Below are 21,669 nucleotides of genomic sequence, written 5' to 3'. Positions count from 1 at the left end.
TCACAGCCCCATCCGTCGGCGCGCGGCGGCCGGGCGGACGTCGGCGAGCGACTCCACGACCCGGTCCACCATCCCGTACTGCCGGGCCTGATCGGCCGTGAACCAGCGGTCACGGTCGCCGTCCCGCGCGATGGTCTCCTCGCTCTGCCCGGTGTGCTCGGCGGTGATCCGTTCGATGGCCTGCTTCGTGTACGCCAGGTTCTCCGCCTGGATCTCGATGTCCGCCGTGGTGCCGCCGATGCCCGCCGAGGGCTGGTGCATCATGATCCGCGCGTTCGGCAGGGCGAAGCGCTTGCCGCGCGTTCCCACGGTCAGCAGGAACTGGCCCATGCTGGCGGCGAATCCCATCGCCAGCGTCGACACGTCGTTGGGGATGAGCCGCATGGTGTCGTAGATGGCGAGCCCGGCGGTGACGGATCCGCCGGGGCTGTTGATGTACAGGCCGATGTCGGTACGCGGGTCCTCCGCGGACAGCAGGAGCAGTTGCGCGCACACCCGGTTCGCCGACACCTCGTCGACCTGCGTGCCCAGGAAGACGATGCGCTGGGCGAGCAGTTGTGCGGCGAGATGGTCGTCGAACCGGCTGGGCGAGGTGTCGCCCTCCTCCGCGCGCGGGAAGAGCGTGGTCAGTGGAGTCATCGGGTCTCCTTGTCGTGGCACGGATGCCGTCGACTCCACTGTTGGCCCGCCGCGACGGGCGGACACCGTTTCTCTGCCCGCCGCAGATTCGCCGAGGGCAGAGAGACAGGTTCAGTTCTTCTCGCGCAGCTGCCGGAAGAAGGCCCGCACGTCGTCCACCAGCAGGTCGGGCTCCTCCATCGCCGCGAAGTGCCCGCCCCGGTCGAACTCCGTCCAGCGCACGATGTTCTCGGTCCGCTCCGCCCGGTGCCGCAGCGGAATCTGTAGCTCGGCCGGGAAGACGGCGACGGCGGTCGGCGCGGTCGACGGCTCGGACGGTGCGGCGGCGCGGCCCGCGGCATGCGCCCGTTCGTAGTAGATACGGGCCGCCGAACCGGCGGTGCCGGTCAGCCAGTACAGCATCACGTCGGTGAGCAGCCGGTCCCGGTCGACGGCCTCCTCGGGCAGCTCCCGCGAGTCGGTCCACTCGCGGAACTTCTCCACGATCCAGGCGAGCTGGCCGACCGGCGAGTCCGTGAGGGCGTAGGCGAGCGTCTGCGGCCGGGTGGAGTGCAGGATCGCGTAGCCCGTGCCCTCCCGCTGCCACTGCTCCCATCGGCGCCAGGAGGTGAGGGTGCGCTCCCGCTCGTGCGGGCTCAGCGCGGCCAGTTCCTCGGTGGTCGGCTCCGTGGTCTGCTGCGCGCCCGGCAGCAGATTGAGATGAACACCGATCACCCGGTCGGGGTGGGCACGGCCCAGTTCCCGGGAGACCGCAGCGCCCCAGTCGCCGCCCTGCGCGCCGAACCGCCGGTAGCCGAGCCGGTCCATCAGCTCGGCCCATGCGTCGGCGATGCGGCCCGCCTCCCAGCCGGTGTCCCGGGTGGGGCCGGAGAAACCGTAGCCGGGAAGGGCCGGCACCACGAGGTGGAAGGCGTCGGCGGGGTCGCCGCCGTGGGCGGCCGGATCGGCGAGCGGCCCGACCACGTCGAGGAACTCCACGATCGAGCCCGGCCAGCCGTGGGTGAGCAGCAGCGGGGTGGCGTCCGGCTCGGGGGAACGGATGTGGGCGAAGTGGATCCGTGCTCCGTCGATCTCCGTGGTGAACTGCGGCCACTCGTTCAGCCGCGCCTCGGCGGCGCGCCAGTCGTAGTCGTGGCGCCAGTACCGTACGAGCTCGCGCAGATAGTCGAGGGGGACCCCGTACGCCCAGCCCACATCCGGCAGCGCGTCGGGCCAACGGGTGCGGTCGAGGCGCTCGTGCAGGTCGTCGAGGTCGCTCTGCGGGATGTCGATGCGGAACGGCTGCGGGGACGCCGCGTTCTCGGAGGTGGTCATGGTGGCGGATCGTAGTCCCGGCCACGGGGTGCACCCCCCGATCACGTGGCCGGGAAAAGCGGTCGGCTCGCCACCGATGAGTCGGGGGCCGAGGATCGGTCTACCGGGAGGATGACGTTCCCACCCGAGGAGGTACCGATGTCCGCCGAGGCATTCACCACCTGTCTGTGGTTCGACGGCCAGGCCGAGGAAGCGGCCGATTTCTATGTGTCCGTCTTCAAGAACTCCCAGCTCGGCCGTGTGGGCCGCTACACCGACGCGGGCCCCGGCCAGGCGGGCTCCGTCATGGCCGTCGAGTTCGTGGCCAACGGCCAGAAGTTCGTCGCGCTGAACGGCGGACCGCAGTTCACGTTCAACGAGGCCGTCTCCTTCCAGATCTTCTGCGACGACCAGGACGAGGTGGACCACTACTGGAACCGGCTCACCGAGGGCGGCGGCGAGCCCGGCCCCTGCGGCTGGCTCAAGGACCGGTACGGCCTGTCCTGGCAGGTCGTACCGGCCAGGCTGATCGAGCTGATCAGCGACCCGGACGCGGCGAAGGCGGCCCGCACCACCCAGGCCATGATGACGATGTCCAAGCTGGACATCGCGGCCCTGGAGAAGGCGTACGCGGGGGAGTAGCGGCCGCGGGCGTACGGAGCCGCGCCGCGCCCTGCCGGGAGTGGCCGCCGCACGCCCCTGAGCTGTCGCCGACGCCCGGGCGTGCTCCGCGCTCCCGGCCGACGCGGGACCCGCGGGGGTCCGCCGTTCGGAGCAGCGACGCGGCCGGTCGGGTGCGTCCCGGATGCCGCCGTCGGCACGGGCCGGTAGCCGTGGAGCATGCGCTTCCTCGGCGAGTTGGACCAGCGGTTGTTCATCCGGGTCGCCGCCGCCCGTGTGCCGGGCGCGGACCCCGCGCTCACCCGGCTGAGCCGCTCGGCGGACCACGGCCGGCTGTGGCTGGGCGCGGCGGCCGGGCTCGTGACGCTCGGCGGTCGCACCGGTCGGCGCGCCGCCCTGCGCGGTGCCGGTTCGCTCGTCCTCGCCTCGCTGACCGTGAACACCTTCGTCAAGTGGTCCGCTCGGCGCCCGCGACCGCTCCTGGACCCCGTGCCGCAGATCCGGCACCTCTTGCGCCAGCCGCGTACGACCTCCTTCCCCTCCGGTCACTCGGCGTCGGCCGCGGCCTTCGCCACGGGGGTCGCCCTCGAATCCGTCCGCTACGGCGCGCTGATCGCCCCGGTGGCCGCCGCGGTCGCCTTCTCGCGGGTCTACGTGGGTGTGCACTACCCGGGGGACGTCCTGGCCGGGACGGCGATCGGCGTCGGCGCGGCGGTGCTGACCTGCCGCTGGTGGCCGCCGCGCCAGGTGAATCCGGAGCGCGAGCGCCCGCCCGCCGCGGCACCCGCCCTGCCCGGCGGCGACGGGCTCGTCGTCTTCGTCAACACCGGCGCCGGGCCCCCGGCCGCCCCGCTGCCGGTCACCACCCTCCTGGCGGAACTCCTGCCAGGGGCGGAACTCGTGGAGTGCGGACCGGACGACGCCTTCGACGCGCTGCTCGACCGGGCGGTCCGCCGAGCCCTCGCGCGAGGCGGCGCGCTGGGCGTCCACGGAGGCGACGGCACCGTCAACGCGGTGGCCCGGTCCGCCGCCCGGCACGGCCTGCCCCTCGCGGTGTTCCCCGGTGGCACCCTCAACCACTTCGCCCTCGATGTGGGTGTCCCGCATGTCGAGGACACGGTGGCCGCGGTGGAACGCGGTGAGGCGGTCGCCGTGGACCTCGGGACCGCCGTTCCCCAGGAAATGAGCACGGACGCGGACCAGGACGCGGACACGGTTCCGGTGGAGTTCCTCAACACCTTCGCCATCGGTCTCTATCCCGAACTGGTCCGGCTGCGCGAGCGCCTGGAGCGGCGGCTGGGCAAATGGCCCGCGGCGACCGTGGCGCTGATCCGGCTTCTGCGCGCCGCCGCGCCCACGGACGTGCGCATCGACGGACGGCGCCGCAGACTCTGGCTGCTCTTCGCGGGCAACTGCCGTTATGTGCCTGACGGTTTCGCGCCCGCCTTCCGCCCGCGGCTCGACGACGGGCTGCTCGATCTGCGGCTCATCGACGGGGACCACCGGCTGGCCCGTACCCGGGTGGTCCTCGCGGCGTTCCTCGGGGCCCTCGGACACTCCCCGGTGTATGTCGCCGAGCGGGTGCCCGAGGTGCGGATCGAGGACCTCAAGGGCACGGACACCTGTGCCTACGACGGTGAAGTCGTCCCGGCTCCGGGGGCGTTGAGGCTGGGCAAGCGGAACCGGGCGTTGGTCGTCTACCGGCCCGCCCTGCCGCGGAGTGAGATCGTCCAGCAGGCGTGGCTCGCCGCCGCCGTCGCCCGGCTCCGCGGACGGGGGAGGGGCCGCCGTCTCCCTGCGGACGGCGGCCCCTCGGCTCACGGGTACTGATCACATGTGGACGACGGGGGCGCCCTCGGCGGCTGGCTGCTGGGTGCCGCCGCGGTAGAGCAGGAACGCGAGGACCGCGCCCACCGCGAACAGGCCCGCCGACCACTCGAAGGCGGTGGTGTAGCTCTCGATGGTCGCCTGTGCCCGGACCAGCCTGCTGGTCGCGTCCTTCCCGGCCAGGTAGTCGGTCGCGGCGCTCGCGGCCAGCGTGTTCAGCAGCGCCGTACCGATGGAACCGCCCACCTGCTGCATCGCGTTGACCGCCGCGGAGGCGACCCCGGCGTCCTCGGCCGCCACCCCGCCGGTGGCGAGTTGCATGGCCGACGGCATCACCAGGCCGAGGCCCACGCCGATCACGATCAGCTGAGGCAGCACCGCGCTCAGATAGTGCGAGCCGAGTCCGATGCCGGTGAGCCAGGCCATGCCGGCCGTGGCGACGGCGAAGCCCAGCGGGATCATGATCTTCGGCCCGATCCGCGGCAGCAGCACCGTGGTACCGAGCTGCGCCGACACCATCAGGGCCCCGACCATCGGCAGGAACGCCACACCGGTCTTCGTCGGGCTGAAGCCGAGGTTCAGCTGAAGGTAGTAGGTGAGGAAGAGGAAGACACCGAACATGCCCGCGCCGGTGATCAGGACCGCGAGATAGGAGGCCGCACGGTCGCGGTCGAGCAGGACGCGCAGCGGCAGCAGCGGGTGCGCGGCCCGGGTCTGCCACCAGGAGAAGGCGGCGAGCAGCACACCGCCCGCGATCAGGAAGCCCCAGGTCTGCGGCGAACCCCAGTGGTGCGTCTCGGCGTTCGAGAAGCCGTAGACGAGGGCGAAGAGACCGCCCGCGACCAGGACGGTGCCCGGCACGTCGAGTTTGGAGTTCGCGGCGTCGCGGTGGTTGCCGAGCAGGATCCAGCCGCCCGCGAAGGCGACGACGGCGATGGCCACGTTCACATAGAGCGTCCAGCGCCAGTCGAGTGCGTCGGTCAGCAGCCCGCCCAGCAGCAGGCCGACCGCGCCGCCCGCGCCCGCGATCGCGCCGTACACACTGAACGCCCGCGCCCGCTCCCGGGCGTCCGTGAACGTGGTGTTCAGCAGCGACAGCGCGGCCGGCGCCAGCAGCGCGCCGAAGACGCCCTGCAGAGCACGGGCGGTGACCAGCATGCCGAAGCCGGTGGAGGCGCCGCCGAGCGCGGAGGCCGCCGCGAAGCCGACGACCCCGACGAGGAAGGCGGGCTTGCGGCCGAACAGGTCCGCGATGCGCCCGCCGAGCAGCAGCAGGGACGCGAACGCCAGCGCGTACGCGGTGACGATCCACTGCCGGTTGGCGTCGGAGAAGCCCAGGTCCGCCTGGGCGGACGGGAGGGTGATGTTCACGATCGTGGCGTCCAGCACCACCATCAGCTGCGCGATCGCGATGACCGCGAGGATCCACCACCGCTTCGGCGAGGCCGTGGGCGGTGTCTCCACGGCGTCCGTCGGGATACCGGTCTTCACCGTCTGGGACATGGCAGAAACCACTCCAGGGAAAGTCGTTCGGGGACAGCCATAAACGAAACTGTTTCGTACACTTCGAGCCTAGACCGCTTCCCGCGAAACGGCAACGTTTCGATGGGCCGGTTCGCGCGGAAGGGCGGGCCTCCGGTGGAGCCCTTCATTCCTTGACGGGAATATAACTGATGGGGCATATTGGAGCGGTGTCCGATGCCTCCCTGTGGTCTGCCCTCGCCGACCCCCACCGACGGGCCATCGTCGCGCTGCTCCTGGAGCGGCCGCGGCCCGTCGGTGAGATCGTCGAGGCGTGCGGTCTCAGCCAGCCGAGCACGTCGAAGCATCTGAAGGTGCTGCGCGACGCGGGCCTGGTGCGTGTACGACAGGACGCGCAGCGCCGCGTGTACGCGCTCGACCCGGCCCCGATCGCCGCACTCGACGCCTGGCTCGACCCCTACCGCAGGCTGTGGAACCGCAGCCTCGACGCGCTGGGGCGGCGCCTCGACGAGACCTCGGACGACCCCGACCGACCCTCCGCGAAGGACTGATCACCATGGCCGCCGACCTCACCGGCACCTATCTCACCCTCGACGACGGCCGCCCCGCCGTCCGCTTCAGCCGGGTCTACGACCACCCGGTCGAGCATGTCTGGCGGCTGGTCACCGACCCCGACGAACTCGTCCGGTGGTTCCCCTCCCGCGCCGAGTTCGAACTGCGTCCCGGCGGCACCGTCCACTTCAGCGGGGACCCCCATATGCCGGAGCCCACCGGCGCGGTCCTGGCCGTCGCCGCGCCCCGGCATCTCTCCTTCACCTGGGGCGGTGACGAACTGCGCTTCGACCTGGAGGAACTGGAGGGCGGACGGACCCGCTTCACCCTCACCAACGTCCTCGGGGAGCAGAACACCGCCGCCCGCAACGGCGCCGGCTGGGAGGTCTGCCTCGCGGCCCTGGACGCCCGGGCCCGCGGAGAGCGCTTCGAAGGCCCGCATGCCGGGGAGACCGCCCCCTGGAAGGACTACTACGAGCGGTACATCCGGGCCGGGATCCCCTCGGGCGCGCCCGTTCCCGGCAGCGACGCCTGACCCTCACGCCATCTGACGTCGTACCAGCTCGTGCAGTCGCCCGCCGGTGTCCGCGAGGAGCTCGGCCGGCGGGCCCTGCTGGGCGACCTTCCCGTCCTCCATCACGATGACCCGGTCCGCGTCCAGCACGGTGGACAACCGGTGGGCGATCACGATCCGGGTCGCGTTCAGGGCCCGGGTCGACTCGATGACCCTGCGCTGGGTCTCGTTGTCCAGCGCGCTCGTCGCCTCGTCGAAGAACAGGATGCGCGGGCGGCGGATCAGGGCCTGCGCGATCATCAGCCGTTGCCGCTGTCCGCCGGAGATCGCGCCGCTGCCCTGGACGATGGTGTGCAGGCCCATCGGCATCCGCTTGATGTCCTCGGCCAGTCCCGCCATCTCCGCCGCGGCCATCGCCTCCTCCGGCGTGTACGGCTCGGTGCCGCAGATGACGTCCAGGATCGAGCCGGTGAACGGCTGCGCGTGCTGGAGCACCACCCCGCACTGCCGGCGTACCGCCGACTGGTCGAGCGCCGCGAGGTCCTGCCCGTCGTACAGCACGCTGCCCGAGGACGGCTTGTCGAAGCCGATCAGCAGGCGCAGCAGCGTCGACTTGCCGCAGCCGCTCGGGCCCACGATCGCCACGAACTCGCCCGGCCGCACGGCGAAGGACACATCGTCGAGGACCAGGGGACCGTCGTCGGCATAGCGGAACGAGAGCCGGCGCGCCTCGATCGCGCCGGACAGCACACCCGGGCGGGTGCTCGCCGTACGCACCTCCGGTGTCGCGTCCAGCACCGGCCTGATCTCCTCGAACAGTGGCAGCGCCGCCACCATCGAGACGAACGCGCCGGTGAGCTGGGTGACCGAGGTCAGCAGCATGGTGACCGAGGTGTTGAAGGTGAGGAAGTCGGCGGCCGACAGGGTGCCCTTGGCCGGGCCCGCGAGCAGGACGAACAGCAGCAGCGAGCACAGCGGCAGATACACCGAACCCAGCACCGTGGTGAGGTTCTTGATCCGGCCCACCTTCTGCTGCAGCTCACGACTGCGCGCGAACTCGCCGGCCCAGGCGGCGTACGCGTAGTTCTCGGCCGCCGCGACCCGCAGCTTGGGCAGCCCGCGCAGGGTCTGGAACGCCTGGTTGTTCAGCTTGTTGCCGAGCCGCACCAGTCGCCGCTGCCAGCGCACCTGCCACAGCCCGAGCCCCAGGAAGACAGCGGCGATGACGACGAGCATGGCGATCGCGGCCAGCGCCATGGGCACGCTGTACCACAGCAGCAGCCCCAGGTTCATCACGCCGACCGTCACCGACTGGGCGACCACCGGGCCGACCCCGGCGAGCAGCCGGCGAATGGCGCTGATACCCATCGCCGCGCTCGCCAGCTCACCGGTGGAGCGCTGCGCGAAGAATTTCGTCGGCAGCCTCAGCAGCCGGTCCCAGACCGCCGGCTGGAGCGTCGCCTCGATCCGTCCCTCCAGGCGCAGGATGCTCATGTTCTCCAACAGCATGAACGCCGCGGCCACCACACCGGTCACCATCAGGGCGAGGCAGACCTGGACGATCAGCCCCTGCTGGGCCTTCGGCACATACTCGCCGAGCACCTTGCCGGTGGCGATGGGCACCAGCGAGCCGATGGCGACGGTCACCAGACCGCTGAGCAGCAGTCCCAGCAGATCGCCCCGGGTGCCGCGCATGCTGAACCGCAGCAGCCGCAGCGGGTCGAGCCGCTGCTCGGGCAGCGGCCGGTAGAACATCACGGCCCGCGGCTCGAACTCCGCCGCGTTCGCCTTCTCGATGGGAGTCTCCCGGCCCGACGAGGGCTGCACGGCGACATAGCCGCCGCGCCGCCACAACAGCGCGACCGGCGCGCCCGACAGAGCCCGGTGGCCGACCAGCGGTCCGACGTCGTCGCGCCACCAGCGCCCGTCCAGCCGTACCACCCGGGTCCGCACCCGGGAGGCGACGGCGATGCGCTCGACCGGGTCGAGGCGGTCGCTCTCGGTGTCGCCCCCCGTGGGGTCGGCCAGCGTGATCCCGGCGGCGCGCGCCACCAGTCGGCAGGCCGCGTAGGTGGCGTCGTCGTCGGCCGCCGTCGTGCGCCGGGCCGACGCCCTGCCGATCGAGGCGAGCAGGGTGCGGTCGGCCTGGGCGCGGACCGCCTCGCCCGCCTTGATACCGGCCGCGGTACGGGTCTCGTGGCTGCGCTCCACCTGCTCGATCCACCGGTCGAGGGTGGTGAGGAGCCGGTACTGCTGGTCGACCATCCCCTGCCAGACCGCGGGATCCATCAGCAGATCGGCCGCCGCCTCCGCCCCGTAGAGCGAGCCGTACTGGACGCTGCCCGGCGGCACCTGCATCCAGAACACGTCGTCGTCGGTGATCTCGGCGGCCCGTTCGTTCGCCGTCGGTGCCTGGAAGAGGATCGACAGGCTCCGGCCGACGCCCAGGGCGAGCGCGTACTCCAGCGGGCTCGTCGTCGGCGGTACGTACTGCGGGTTGCCGTACTCGTCGTACGACCAGGTCTGGGTGTCGGCCTGCTGATACAGCTCGCGCAGCTGGATACGGCGCACCGCGCAGTCGCGCACCGGGCGGGCGACCAGGGTGTGCTGGGGTCCCGGGACCGGGCCGAGCAGCAGCGTGCCCGCCTCCAGGCGGCCGAGGTGGTGCCAGTGGCCCTGCGCCGCGGCGTCCACCGCGAACAGGTCCAGCGCGCCGGCCGCGACCAGCCACAGCACCTGAGGGCCCTCCAGGTCGAGCCGGCCGAGGCCGGAGCAGTCGACCGGGGATCCCATCGCGCCCAGAGCGCCGAGAACGAGGTCGCCCTCGTGAACCGCTGTCATCTCATCGCTCCCTGACCAGCTCGGCGTACGCCCCGCCGGCCGCCACCAGGGCGTCGTGCCGCCCCCGTTCCACGATCGTGCCGTGCTGGAGCACCACGATCTCGTCGCTGTCACGCACGGTGCTCAGCCGGTGCGCGATCACCACACAGGCGCAGCCTCGCTTGCGGAGGTTGTCGATCACGGTCTGCTCGGTCTCCGCGTCCAGGGCGCTGGTCACCTCGTCGAGGACCAGGATGCTGGGATCGCGCACCAACGCCCGGGCGATCTCCAGGCGTTGGCGCTGCCCGCCGGAGAAGTTCCGACCGTCCTGCTCGACCCGGCTGTGGATGCCGCCGGGGCGGCGCGTCACCACGTCGTACAGGGCCGCGTCCCGCAGCGCCGCGACCACCGCGTCGTCCGGGATCGAGGGGTCCCACAGCGCCACGTTGTCCCGGACCGTGCCCTCGAAGAGGAAGACGTCCTGGTCGACGAAGGAGACCGAGGCGGCGAGCGCGCCGCGCGGGATGTCCTCCAGGCGTCGCCCGTCGATACGGATCTCGCCCTCCCACGGCGTGTACAGGCCCGAAATCAGCCGGGACACCGTCGACTTGCCGCTGCCGGAACCGCCGACCAGCGCCACCTGCTGACCCGGGCCGACCGTCAGGCTGAAGCCGTTCAGCAGCGGCTTGTCCAGCGGGCTGTAACCGAAGGTGATGTGTTCGAGTTCGACATGGCCGTGCAGCCGGCGGGTCGACTCGCCGCGTCCGGAGCGGCCGTAGAGCGGGTCGGCCTGGAAGCTCTCCACGTCCTTCAGGCGTGCCACGTCCGCGGCGAAGTCCTGGATACGGCCCGCGACGCCGTTGAGACGGGTGATCGGCGCGGTGAACCGTGTCACCAGTGCCTGGAAGGCGACCAGAAGACCGACCGAGATGTGTCCCTCGACCGCCCGCAGCCCGCCGATCCACAGGATCAGCGCGCTATTGAGCGTGGCGAGCGTCGGCGCGACCACTCCCAGCCAGGCGCTCGGCACCCCGAGCCGCTGCTGTTCCTCCAGCGTCGTGGAGTGCTGCCCCGCCCACTTGCGGAAGTAGCCGTCCTCGCCGCCGGTGGCCTTCATCGTCTCGATCAACTGCAGCCCGGTGTAGGCGGTGTTGGTCAGCCGGGCACTGTCCGCCCGCAGCTTCGCGGTGCGTGTCGCCCGCAGTCGTACGGCCACCCGCATCGCCACCACGTTGAGCAGCGCGACGCCGACACCGACGAACGTCAGCTGTGGGTCGTACGTGTACAACAGCACCGCGTAGAGCACGACGACGACCGCGTCCACACCGGCCGCCGCGAGGTCGCGGGCCAGGGTCTCGGCGACCGCGTCGTTGGACTGCAGACGTTGTACCAGGTCGGCCGGGCTGCGCTGGGAGAAGAACGTCACCGGCAGGCGCAGCAGATGGCGCAGGAAGCGGGCACTGGAGAGCGTGGACGAGATGATTCGGCCGCGCAGCAGATTGGCCTGCTGCAACCAGGTCAGCACGATCGTCAGCAGCACACACGCGGCCATCGAGGCGAACAGCACCCCGAGCAGCGAGGTCTGCCCGCCGATCAGGAACATGTCGATATAGGTACGGCTGAGCGCGGGCAGCGCGGCGCCCACCGCCACCAGCAGGAGGCTCGCGAGGATCGCGGCGGGCATCGTGCCCGAGGTGCCGCGCAGCCGGGCGGGCATGGCGCCCAGGACGCCTGGCTTGCGCCCGCCCCGGGTGAAGTCCTCGCCCGGCTCCATCACCAGGACGACACCGGTGAAGCTGGTGTCGAAGTCCTCCATGGGCACGAAACGACGGCCCTTGCCGGGGTCGTTGACGTACACGCCGCGGCGGCCGAAGCGGCGCCCCATGCCGTCGTAGACGACGTAGTGGTTGAACTCCCAGAACAGGACGGCCGGCGCCCGCACCTCGGCGAGCGCGGACGTGTCCATCTGCATGCCCTTGGCCGTCAGACCGTAGCTGCGGGCCGCCTTCAGGAGGTTGCTGGCGCGTGAGCCGTCGCGGGAGACACCGCAGGCGATGCGCAGCTCCTCGAGAGGGACGTGCCGGCCGTAGTGCCCGAGCACCATGGCCAGGGAGGCGGCACCGCACTCCACGGCCTCCATCTGCAGCACGGTGGGCGTGCGGACGGTCTTCGTCCGGCCCTTGGGCACCGTGCGCTTCGGCGGCGTGGCGCGGCGTCTGCCCCGTACCGGGGGCAGGGTGTCCGAGGGAGCGGTCACGGCAGGAGCCAATCGACGGGACGCTGATCGGCCATGCGGATCGAACCGGAGGCCAGGGTCATGGAGGTGAGAGCGAACGGGGGGCCGTCCACGGACGACCATCGGTAGCCGCTCTTCGTGCCGGAGGACTTGTCGAGCCGCACCAGGACGGCCACCGGGCGGCCCTTCCTGGTGAACTGCTCACCGAGCTGGCCGTCGCCCAGGAACGAGGCGATCTGCTGCGCCGACTGGGGCGCCCGGTCCACGGACTTCACATGACCGCGCAGCACCCCGTACTGCTGGGTCGGCACCGACTGGACCGTGAGGTCCACGGAGGCGTTCGCGGGGATGGCGGCGGCGTTCTCGGCCGGCACGTACATCGTTGCGTACAGCGGGTCGGAGGCGTGGGCCACCTTCTCCACCGAGGCGACGTTCGCCCCGGTCTGGATGATCTGGCCGATGGTGGCGGCGAGCGCGGTGACGCGGCCCGCGGCGACCGTGCGGACCACGGAGTCGCCGTCGCTCGTGTGCACCTTCACCACGGGTGCGTTCGCGGGAAGCTGTTCGCCCTCCTGGGCGAGGACCGCGGTGACCTGTCCGGCGACAGGGCTCTGCAGGAGGTAACTGCCCTCTCCATGCGTGAGGATGGCCGGTGCGCCGACCGTGGAGGTCACCGAGCCGGTGACGGCCCACGCAGACGCGGCGGCCATGGCAACCACCGTCACGGTGAGCACGAGCCAGCCCTGGGGGCGGGCGAAGCGCACCGGGAGATCCAGCTCTTCGGGCGACTGCAGCTTGGCGAGGGCCTGTTGGCGGAACTGCACGGAACTTTCCCTCACCTGTTCGGAGAGATTTACGGCATCCGAGAGTCCCGGAACCGGGATACGGTTCCGGGACTCAACGGTACAAAGGTGCGATCAGAGACCGGCGACCAGCTGGGTGACCGGGGAGGTGTTCAGGCCGGTGACACCCTCGACGGTGCCGACAGCCGTGCCGACCAGGCCGGAAACCGGGGCGACGCCGTCCACCAGGCCGGTGACGGTGCCAACGGCGTTCAGCTGCAGGCCGCCGGAAACGGCGTCCAGCTCGGCGTCCGAGATCTCGGCGGTCGCAACCTGGGGGGTGGAGTTCATGATGGAACTTCCCTTCATATGGATATTCACAAGGGGGAGAGCGGCCCCCTCTGGGGACAGATGGTCGGCCGCGCCCGCGGACGCCGGGAACCCGTCGCCGGGCCCCATGGGGGCGGCCCCCGCGGTGCAACGGATCAAAGCACGCCGGAGCCCGGCTCTTCCAATCAACCAACGCTCTCACCAGGGCAATTGATGTTCCGAGAGGGCGATCCGTGCAGGTGTGCGCACGCCGTGTCGGCCACTTCTTCACATGGGGCGCCCCTTCGGTGCCCCCGGCCGCTTGCGGTCCGGAATCCGAATAGGACACTCCTGGTCCAATGGCGCGGACCCCGGCGCGCGAGTGTGCAGATCCGTCGTGCACGGTGACCCGGATGCGCAATCGGTGTGCAGATTCCCTGAAGCCGGGATTCCGCTCCCGGTACGGGACTGTACGTCACCGAGCGGTCGCGAAGCGTGTCTCAACGGTGCCTGTGACGGTCGTGCGTACGGTGCTTGCGGCGGTCGTGCGTACGGTGCCTGAGGCGGTCGGGTATGTGCTCCGGTGCCGTCGCTCGCGTACGGAATCCGGCGCGACCGGGCGCCTGGAGAAACCGCCGCGGACCGTTCGCCGGGGGTCAACCCAGCAGCGCGTACACCGTGCTCGCCCGTGCCGCGATCGTGGCCGCGTCGCCCGACGTCATCGTGATGTCGGCGAACGCCATACGCCTGCCCAGTTTGGTGAGGACCGCCTCCACCAGTACATCCGTGTCCACGACCGCGCGCTGGAAGCTGGTGGACTGCTGGACGGTCGTCATGGGGACGAAGCCGCCGCGCGCCGCCGACACCGCGATCACCGTGGCCGTGTCGGCCGCAGCCATCAGTGCCTGCCCCGACAGCGCGCCGCCCTCCCGGGCCAGGCGGGTGGACCAGGGCAGCCGCAGCACGGCCCGCCGCTCGTCCAGTTCGACCACGCTCAGACCCAGGTCCTGCACCCAGGGGGCGAAGCTGCCGGCGAGGATCTTGTCGGCTTCGGCTGGCGTCATGCGTGATTTCTTACCCCCCTCCGGGACTCCGCAGACGCGTTTGCCACCTATTTAACGCTTTCGCATACGCCAACTCGGCCAGATGTCAGACCTGTTGAACACCTCTCGTGACACGTGCGTATCAACAGGCATCCAGGCGCCCCAGTCAGCTGCCGGACGGCGGCGATGTACCCCCCGTCCCCAGGAGGTAAAGAGTTGAGTCACAAACGCATACCCAAGCGCAAGGCCGCGATCGCGGTGGGAAGCGTGGCGGCGCTCGGAGCGGCGGCCCTTCTGCTGCCCAACGCCAACGCGTCCCAGACGGGTTCGTCGGACGCCACTCCGAAGACGTTCAAGGCGAACGACGTCTCGAGCCTCGCCTCGGGGATCGCCGCCCAGCTGGGTGATGCCTTCGCCGGCTCGTACTACAACGCCGACAAGCAGCAGATCGTCGTCAATGTGGTCGGCAACGACAGCAATGTCATCAACACCATCACAAAGGCCGGCGCGATCCCCAACAAGGTGCAGAACAGCACCGCCGCGCTCCAGGCCGCCGCCAAGACGCTCAAGGCGCAGGCCACGGTCCCCGGCACCGCCTGGTCCGTGGACCCCAAGACCAACAAGATCCAGGTCAGCGCCGACAGCACTGTCACCGGCGCCAAGTGGGACAAGGTGGAGTCGACGGTCAAGAGCCTCGGCTCGGGCATGGCGACCCTCAAGAAGTCCGGCGGCAGTTTCAAGACGCTGGTGTCGGGCGGTGACGCCATCTTCGCCCAGGCCAACGGCGGTGGCGTCCGCTGCTCCCTCGGATTCAACGTCACCGCGAGCGACGGCAGCCCGGCCTTCCTGACGGCCGGCCACTGCGGCGTCGCGGCCAAGGAGTGGTCCGACTCCCAGAACGGGCAGCCGATCGCCACCGTCGACCAGGCCACCTTCCCCGGCAACGGCGACTTCTCGCTGGTCAAGTACGACGACCCCCAGACCCAGGCGCCGAGCGAGGTCAACGCCGGCAACGGGCAGACGGTCCAGATCACCCAGGCCGCGGACGCGGTGGTGGGCCAGCAGGTCTTCCGGATGGGCAGCACGACCGGTCTGCACGACGGATCCGTCACCGGTCTCGACGCCACCGTCAACTTCCAGAGCGAGACCGTCCCGGGCGGTGTGGACACCGTCACCGGGCTTATCCAGACCGACGTCTGCGCCGAGGCCGGAGACAGCGGTGGCTCCCTGTTCACCCAGGACGGCAGCGCGGTCGGTCTGACCTCGGGCGGCAGCGGTGACTGCACCGCCGGTGGCGAGACCTTCTTCCAGCCGGTGACCGCGGCGCTCAAGGCGACCGGCGCGACGCTCGGCGCGGGTGGCGCAGCGGGCGCAGGCGGCGCGGCGGGCTCGGGTGACCAGAGCGCGAGCCCTGGTGACCAGAGTGGTGCCGGTGCCGGTGACCAGAGCGCGAGCCCCGGTGACCAGAGCGGTGCCGGTGCTGGTGACCAGAGCGGTGCCGGTCAGCAGAGCGCCGGTGCCGGTGACCAGAGTGGTGCCGGTCAGCAGGCGGGCGGTGCGGCCGACCAGTCCGGTGGTGAGCAGTCCGGCAGCGAGCCGTCCGGGCAGGCGCAGGGTAGTGGCGCGGGCGACGGTTCCTCGCTGACGAGCCACTGAGCCGGTAGGTCGATGCGTCACGGTCCGGCCCTCCGGCGGGAGGGCCGGACCGTTCGACGTCGGCAGGGAACGCGCTCTCCGAGGCGTTCGCGACCGCGAAGTCACCCCACCTTGGGGGAGCCCGGACCGGTCACCCCTCGTCGGCGGCGCGGTGGCCGGAACGCCGCCCTTGCCGCGGCGCGATCCGATCCGTACGGCGCTCCCCGGCAGCGCCCGCGTCCCCCTCCGCGGGCCCCGTGCGCAGCGGGCCGTCGGCGTCGCCCGAGCCCGCGTGGAGACTCCCCGGCAGTGCCAGCGACTCGGCGCTGCGGCTGCCCGGTTCGGGACGGAAGACCACGAGGGTCATCTCGTCCGTACCGCCGATCTCGAACTTGTTCGAGTGCAGCTCCAGATCGCCGACCTGGGGGTGGGTGAGCCGGCTGCGCCGCGGCCGTACCTCGTGGCGGCTCCACAGCAGACGGAAGCGCTCACTGCGCAGGCCGGATGGCGCGTCCAGTCGTCGATGAGCCGATGGATGCTCACCGGCACCCGCTCCGGCGGCTGCTCCGGCCGGGCGCCCCGCCTGCGGGAGGCCGGCTCGCCGGGCTGGGACCACCGTAGGGCCGCTCCCGCGCTTCCCGGGTGTCCCCGTCACCCCAGGAACCGGGACGCACCGCCGTCCGGCACCCCGGCCGGGCTCCACCACGACCGTCCGGCGGCGCCCCGAGGTAACGACACGCACAAAGAGCTGCGCCGACACGCGCAGAGGGGCTGCGCCGCAGCGGCGGAAGCGCTGTAATTGCAGAGTGGGCAGTGAGGGCGCTGCGGGACGCAGAACGAGAACGCAGCGTGCGGAACTTGCCCTCAAGACGCTCACCTCGGACCTCGAACCGCGCGAGCGGCTGCGCCGCGTCCTCGAACAGGCCCTGGCCTTCACCACGGCGACCCTCGTCGCCGTCTACGTCCCGCACGAGGACGGTGAGGGGGTGCGGCTTACCGAGGCGGTCGGTGTGCCAAGGACCCTGTACGGGCTGCGCGACGTCCATCCGCTTCCCGCGGGGTCCCCCCTGGCGGACGTCCACCGCACCGGGCAGCCCCTGTGGCTTGCGCCCGAGGACCTCGGCCGCTGTTCCGACGGGGGCTCGCTGCCGGACCCGGACTTCTGGCTGGGGATCCTGCCGCTGCGCGACGGAGGCTGCCTGGCCGCCGTCACCGACCATCCGGACGGCTTCGACACCGAGGACCGCGAGTGCCTCCAGCTCGTCGCCGACGCCGTCGTCGGCCCCGCGCCGGGCACGGCCGGGCCCGGCCGACCGGTCGGCGGATCGTTCGTTCTCACCGTGGACACCGGCCGGGTCGAGGTCGACGGCGAGGTGCTGGATCTCTACGGCATCGATCCGGACACGTTCGACGGCAGGGTCGAGACCCTGCTCGCCCGGACCGTGCCGGAGGACGTGCCGGCCCTGATGTCCGTCGTCGAACCCGACCGCTTCTCCGTCGGCGACCGGGAACTGGAGTTCCGTATCCTCCAGCCCTCCGGCGCGCCGAGGTGGCTGCGGCTGCGCGGGCGGCTGCTGCCCGTGGAGGAGGGACGGCCTGCCCGGCTCGTCGGTACGGTCGCCGACGCCTCGAAACTGCGCCCCGCCGTCAGTGACGTCACCCGTATCCAACGGCTCGCCGCGGCCCTCGCCATGGCGGGCACCGTCCGCGATGTCAGCGGGGCCGTGGTCGCCGCCCTGCGCACCCCGCTGGGGGCGGACCGTATGGCCCTGGCCGAGCTGGAGTCCGACCGGCTCGTCGTCACCGTCCTCGACCCGCCCGAACCGGAGGCCTGGCCCGAGTTGTGGCGCACCGAATGGCGCACCGAGTGGCCCGACGCTCCGGTACGCGCCATGCCGACCCTCGCCGCCGCACTGCGGGAGGGCCGCGCGGGGATCTGGCCCGCCGGTACGGATCTGGAACCCGCACTCGCCGAGGTGGGGCCCGGCGGCCTGGTCGTGCTGCCGCTGCCGGCGGGCGGACGAACGGCGGGCGCCTGCCTCATCGGCTGGGACAGCCCGCACGACTTCACCCCCGACGAGCGCGCCCTGCTCACCGCCGCCGCGGGCCTCGCCGGTCAGGCGCTCGTGCGCGCCCACGCCTTCGACGCCGAACACGAACTGATCGGCATGCTCCAGCGCGCCCTTCTGCCGCGCCGTCTGCCCCGGCTGCCCGGCGCCGACGCCGTGGCCCGCTATCTGCCGACCACGGCGGGCCTGGAACTCGGCGGCGACTGGTACGACGTGATCCCGCTGCCCGAGAACCACGCCGCCCTCGTCATCGGCGACGTACAGGGTCACAACGCCTCAGCCGCCGCCCTCATGGGCCAGATGCGCACGGCCCTGCGCGCCTACGCCGCCGAGGGCCATCCCCCTGACGTCGTCGTCTCGCACGCCAATCGGCTCCTTGTGGAGATGGAGTCCGACCTCTTCGCCACCTGCTGCTATGTCGACGTCGACCTGGAGGAGGGCACCGCCTGGTGCGTCCGTGCCGGGCACATCCCGCCGGTGGTGCGCCATCCGGACGGCAGAGCGGAGATCGTCGAGGCGGAGGGCGGACCGCCGCTCGGCGTCGTCGACCAGGCCGAGTATCCGATGACCCAGCTGCGGCTGGGGCCCGGCGCGGTCATCGCCCTCACCACGGACGGCCTGGTGGAGACCGCCGAGACCAGCCTCGACGACGGCCTTGTGCGGCTGGCCCGGGAGCTGACCGCCGCCGATCCCGGGCACCTCGGGCTCGTCGCGGACGCGCTGCTCGCCGACGCCAACCGCAGCGACGACGTCGCGCTTCTCCTCGTCCGCTACGACGGCATGGCGGTGCGCCCGCTGCGCGAGACCTGGACGGTGTGGCGTGTGCCCGAGGCGGTCCGGCACGCCCGCCGCTTCACCCGGCGCTCCCTGCGTACCTGGGGCGTGGCGACGGAGGACCTCGACACGGTGCTCCTCGTCGTCTCCGAACTCGTCACCAACGCCCTTGTGCACACCGACGGCCGGGTGCGCCTCGACCTCACCCTGCTCAACCACCGGCTGCGCGTCGCGGTCGCGGACGCCTCACCGCGTACGCCCGTCAAGCCGACGAGCATCGGCTGGGAGGCCACCGGCGGCCGGGGCATCCTGCTCGTCGGGGCCGTCGCCGCGGCATGGGGGACGCTCCCGGTCAGCGGCGGCAAGCAGGTGTGGGCGGACATCCTCCTCGAACAGACACCGACGAGTGCCCGCACCTGACGACACCACACGTGGACACGACCACGGACGCCGGCCTGCGCAGGGCCGTGGACGCGTCCCCGTGCGGGCGGCGCGCCCCGGTCGCTGCGTCATGACACCCTGACGTCGTGCGTCTGCTGCTCATGTCCGACACCCACGTCCCCCGGCGCGCCAGGGAACTGCCCCCGCAGCTGCTCGCCGAACTCCCGCGCGCCGACGTCGTGATCCACGCCGGCGACTGGGTGGACGTCGCCACGCTCGATCTGCTGGAGAGCCGGTCCGCGCGGCTGATCGGCGTCCACGGCAACAACGACGGTCCCGCCCTGCGTGCCCGGCTGCCCGAGGTGGCCCGCGCCGACCTCGGCGGTCTGCGCCTCGGAGTGGTCCACGAGACCGGCGCCGCCCAGGGGCGCGAAACCCGCTGCGCCGCGCGCTTCCCCGATCTCGACGTGCTGGTCTTCGGGCACAGCCACATCCCGTGGGACACCACCACGAACACCGGCCTGCGACTGCTCAACCCCGGCTCCCCGACCGACCGGCGCCGCCTACCCCACTGCACATACATGACCGCGACGGTGGCCGAGGGCGCGCTCATGGACGTACGGCTGCACAGCCTGCCCCCGCGGACCGGGCACCCCAACAGGCCGTAGCCGAAAGGGAGTTGACGCATCGCACCTCTCGCCGGATTGTAATGGTCATGGCGAAACTGCGTGCGCATCTGCTCGGCGTTCTCGTGTCGCTCACCGGCCTGCTCGCGGCGACGGGCGGGCATCCCGTGGCCGCCGCCTCTCTCCCGGGCTCCCTCTGGTTCGACGCCCGAGCCCGGTCCGCCCTCACCGTCCGGGACGGTCACCTGACCGACGGCCTCGGCCGCGAGGTCGTGCTGCGAGGCTACAACGTCTCGGGCGAGACCAAACTGGCGGAGAACAGCGGACTGCCCTTCGCCTCGGTCGCCGACGCGCAGAAGTCCGCGGCCGCTCTGCGCACACTCGGCGGTGGCAACACGGTCCGCTTCCTGCTCTCGTGGGCCCACGCCGAGCCCGTACGAGGCCGGACCGACACGGCCTATCTCGCCGCGGTCACGGAGCAGATGCGGCCGTTCCTCGACGCCGGCATTCGCGTTCTGCCCGACTTCCACCAGGACCTCTACTCGCGGTACCTGTTCGACGAGGGCAGCTGGTACACCGGTGACGGCGCCCCGCAATGGGCGGTGGCTGCCGGGAGCTACCCCGCGGAGTCCTGCGGGATCTGTCTCTTCTGGGGCCAGAACATCACCCAGAACCAGGCGGTGACGAAGGCGTCGTACGACTTCTGGCACAACGCGTACGGCGTGCAGGACGCCTTCCTCGCCACCGCCCAGCAGACCATGGCGTACCTCGCCCAGCACCTGACCGACGACGAGTTCGCGGGCGTCGTGGGCTTCGACCCGTACAACGAGCCGCACGCGGGCACCTACGACTCCGGCGAGACGAGCCGCACCTGGGAGCAGAACGTGCTCCTGCCGTTCTACGAGCGGTTCCGGGCGCGCATGGACGCGGCCGGCTGGCAGGACAAACCGACCTTCGTCGAGCCGAACCTCTTCTGGAACGCCAACATCTCCACCCAGAAGCAGGAAGGGGGACTCCTCGACGCGGGCACGCTCGGACCCCGCTATGTCTTCAACGCCCACTTCTACGATCAGAAGGCCATCTCCGGCATCCTGATGTGGGGAAAGGCCGGGGACGGGCAGTACGCGGCCGACTTCGCCACCGTGCGCGACCGGGCCGCCGCCCTGGGCACGGCCGCGGTCGTCAGCGAGTTCGGCCATCCCCTGTCCGGCTCGGTCTCCGACAAGGCGCCCACCGTGGTGAAGGCGATGTACCAGGCCCTCGACTCCCGGCTGCCGGGCGCGAGTTGGTGGAACGACCCGGCGGCCTCCGGACCGGTACTGTCCGGCACCCAGTGGCAGTGGGATCTCTACAGCGGCCGCCACCACGAGGCGATGAACGGCAACCCGGACAAGGTCCTCACCTCGGGCGACGCCTGGAACGGGGAGGATCTCTCGGCGGTCGCCCTCGACGACTCCGGCTCCCCGGTGGTGCGCCAGGACGCCCGGCTGCTGGACCGGCTCTACCCGAGCGCCACCGCCGGGACGGCGCTCGCCTTCACGTACGAGGACCGCTCCCGGGACGGCTCCACCACCCTGACCTGGAATCCGGTCCCGGCCTCGCTGCCCGACGTGGCGCAGTTGGTGGGCTCGGGCCAGTACGGCCTGCTGGTCTGGCGCTCGGACGGCTCCGCCGCGCCCACGGAGCTGCATCTGCCCGCCTCCTTCCCGGCCGCGTCCACCACCGTGGTCTCCGACCTCGGCACCACGGCGGGACTGCCCGCGTACACCGGGTCCACCCCGATCGCCGTGGCGGACGAACCCGGTGGCGCGGGCGGCCAACGGCTGCTGCTGACCGCCTCCGGCACCGCGGCCGTGCACTACGCGCTGGTCGCGAACGGAGCGACGGCCCCGTCCGCGTCGCTGCTGAGCGCGGCGCGGACGGAGCTGTCGGCGTGGGCGGCGAAGGAGTTCAGCTAGCGGAGGAGATCGGCTAGTGTGATGCGCCAGAAATTTCGGGGGTAAGTTGGTGGCCTGTTTTCATGTCGCCGGGTCCTCGTGCTGTTGAAGTCACTCTGTCCGCTGAGG

Annotated in this window: 17 protein-coding genes; 8 read left to right on the top strand and 9 right to left on the bottom strand. The window is 71.6% G+C overall.

What is annotated here, in order from left to right; genetic code table 11:
- Together AB0L95_RS30410 and AB0L95_RS30405 are read right to left on the bottom strand one after the other, a co-directional pair.
- Positions 1 to 639, bottom strand: a complete 639-nt coding sequence (locus AB0L95_RS30410) for an ATP-dependent Clp protease proteolytic subunit (protein WP_365166975.1) — start codon at positions 637 to 639, stop codon at positions 1 to 3.
- A gap of 111 nt (positions 640 to 750) precedes the next feature.
- On the bottom strand, positions 751 to 1,953 hold the full coding sequence (locus tag AB0L95_RS30405) for an epoxide hydrolase family protein (RefSeq protein WP_365166973.1): 1,203 nt from the start codon (positions 1,951 to 1,953) through the stop codon (positions 751 to 753).
- Between the two features lie 138 nt (positions 1,954 to 2,091).
- Between AB0L95_RS30405 and AB0L95_RS30400 the strand changes: the two genes are divergently transcribed.
- On the top strand, positions 2,092 to 2,574 hold the full coding sequence (locus tag AB0L95_RS30400) for a VOC family protein (RefSeq protein WP_365166971.1): 483 nt from the start codon (positions 2,092 to 2,094) through the stop codon (positions 2,572 to 2,574).
- 198 nt (positions 2,575 to 2,772) lie between these two features.
- Positions 2,773 to 4,383, top strand: a complete 1,611-nt coding sequence (locus AB0L95_RS30395; RefSeq protein WP_365166968.1) for a phosphatase PAP2 family protein — start codon at positions 2,773 to 2,775, stop codon at positions 4,381 to 4,383.
- On the opposite strand, the gene AB0L95_RS30390 is transcribed toward AB0L95_RS30395, so the two are convergent.
- On the bottom strand, positions 4,384 to 5,883 hold the full coding sequence (locus AB0L95_RS30390; RefSeq protein ID WP_365166965.1) for an MFS transporter: 1,500 nt from the start codon (positions 5,881 to 5,883) through the stop codon (positions 4,384 to 4,386).
- Positions 5,884 to 6,071: 188 nt separating this feature from the next.
- On the opposite strand from AB0L95_RS30390, the gene AB0L95_RS30385 reads away from it, so the two are divergent.
- Positions 6,072 to 6,413 carry a metalloregulator ArsR/SmtB family transcription factor gene (locus AB0L95_RS30385; protein WP_311694672.1) on the top strand — a complete coding sequence of 114 codons (342 nt, stop codon included), beginning with the start codon at positions 6,072 to 6,074 and terminating at the stop codon, positions 6,411 to 6,413.
- A 5-nt stretch (positions 6,414 to 6,418) separates the two neighbouring features.
- A complete protein-coding gene (locus AB0L95_RS30380) occupies positions 6,419 to 6,949 on the top strand; it encodes an SRPBCC family protein (protein ID WP_365166962.1) in 531 nt (176 codons plus the stop codon).
- A gap of 3 nt (positions 6,950 to 6,952) precedes the next feature.
- On the opposite strand, the gene AB0L95_RS30375 is transcribed toward AB0L95_RS30380, so the two are convergent.
- From AB0L95_RS30375 to AB0L95_RS30355, 5 genes are all read right to left on the bottom strand, one after another.
- Positions 6,953 to 9,769 carry an NHLP bacteriocin export ABC transporter permease/ATPase subunit gene (locus AB0L95_RS30375; RefSeq protein WP_365166960.1) on the bottom strand — a complete coding sequence of 939 codons (2,817 nt, stop codon included), beginning with the start codon at positions 9,767 to 9,769 and terminating at the stop codon, positions 6,953 to 6,955.
- Between the two features lies 1 nt (position 9,770).
- Positions 9,771 to 11,984, bottom strand: a complete 2,214-nt coding sequence (locus AB0L95_RS30370; RefSeq protein WP_365167128.1) for an NHLP family bacteriocin export ABC transporter peptidase/permease/ATPase subunit — start codon at positions 11,982 to 11,984, stop codon at positions 9,771 to 9,773.
- A gap of 17 nt (positions 11,985 to 12,001) precedes the next feature.
- Entirely contained in the window at positions 12,002 to 12,808 is an 807-nt protein-coding gene (locus AB0L95_RS30365; protein ID WP_365166958.1) for an HlyD family efflux transporter periplasmic adaptor subunit, read from the bottom strand.
- Positions 12,809 to 12,901: 93 nt separating this feature from the next.
- Positions 12,902 to 13,117: a type A2 lantipeptide gene (locus AB0L95_RS30360; RefSeq protein ID WP_365166956.1), complete on the bottom strand. Its 216-nt coding sequence runs from the start codon at positions 13,115 to 13,117 to the stop codon at positions 12,902 to 12,904.
- A gap of 614 nt (positions 13,118 to 13,731) precedes the next feature.
- Positions 13,732 to 14,139 (bottom strand): PaaI family thioesterase, encoded by a 408-nt coding sequence (locus tag AB0L95_RS30355; protein WP_365166954.1) that lies wholly within the window; start codon positions 14,137 to 14,139, stop codon positions 13,732 to 13,734.
- 195 nt (positions 14,140 to 14,334) lie between these two features.
- On the opposite strand from AB0L95_RS30355, the gene AB0L95_RS30350 reads away from it, so the two are divergent.
- Positions 14,335 to 15,774: a S1 family peptidase gene (locus AB0L95_RS30350; protein ID WP_365166952.1), complete on the top strand. Its 1,440-nt coding sequence runs from the start codon at positions 14,335 to 14,337 to the stop codon at positions 15,772 to 15,774.
- A gap of 130 nt (positions 15,775 to 15,904) precedes the next feature.
- Here the strand turns inward: AB0L95_RS30350 and AB0L95_RS30345 are convergent, their stop codons facing one another.
- A complete protein-coding gene (locus AB0L95_RS30345; protein WP_365166950.1) occupies positions 15,905 to 16,369 on the bottom strand; it encodes a hypothetical protein in 465 nt (154 codons plus the stop codon).
- Positions 16,370 to 16,559: 190 nt separating this feature from the next.
- Between AB0L95_RS30345 and AB0L95_RS30340 the strand changes: the two genes are divergently transcribed.
- The 3 genes from AB0L95_RS30340 (at position 16,560) to AB0L95_RS30330 (ending at position 21,561) form a co-directional block, all read left to right on the top strand.
- Positions 16,560 to 19,016 (top strand): SpoIIE family protein phosphatase, encoded by a 2,457-nt coding sequence (locus tag AB0L95_RS30340; protein WP_365166948.1) that lies wholly within the window; start codon positions 16,560 to 16,562, stop codon positions 19,014 to 19,016.
- Between the two features lie 107 nt (positions 19,017 to 19,123).
- Positions 19,124 to 19,645, top strand: a complete 522-nt coding sequence (locus tag AB0L95_RS30335; protein ID WP_365166946.1) for a metallophosphoesterase — start codon at positions 19,124 to 19,126, stop codon at positions 19,643 to 19,645.
- Between the two features lie 47 nt (positions 19,646 to 19,692).
- Positions 19,693 to 21,561: a cellulase family glycosylhydrolase gene (locus AB0L95_RS30330; protein ID WP_365166944.1), complete on the top strand. Its 1,869-nt coding sequence runs from the start codon at positions 19,693 to 19,695 to the stop codon at positions 21,559 to 21,561.
- Positions 21,562 to 21,669: the final 108 nt, after the last annotated feature.

It is taken from the genome of Streptomyces sp. NPDC052036, from assembly GCF_040680495.1.
Taxonomy (GTDB): Bacteria; Actinomycetota; Actinomycetes; order Streptomycetales; family Streptomycetaceae; genus Streptomyces.
This window is presented reverse-complemented; position numbering and strand designations above follow the sequence as displayed.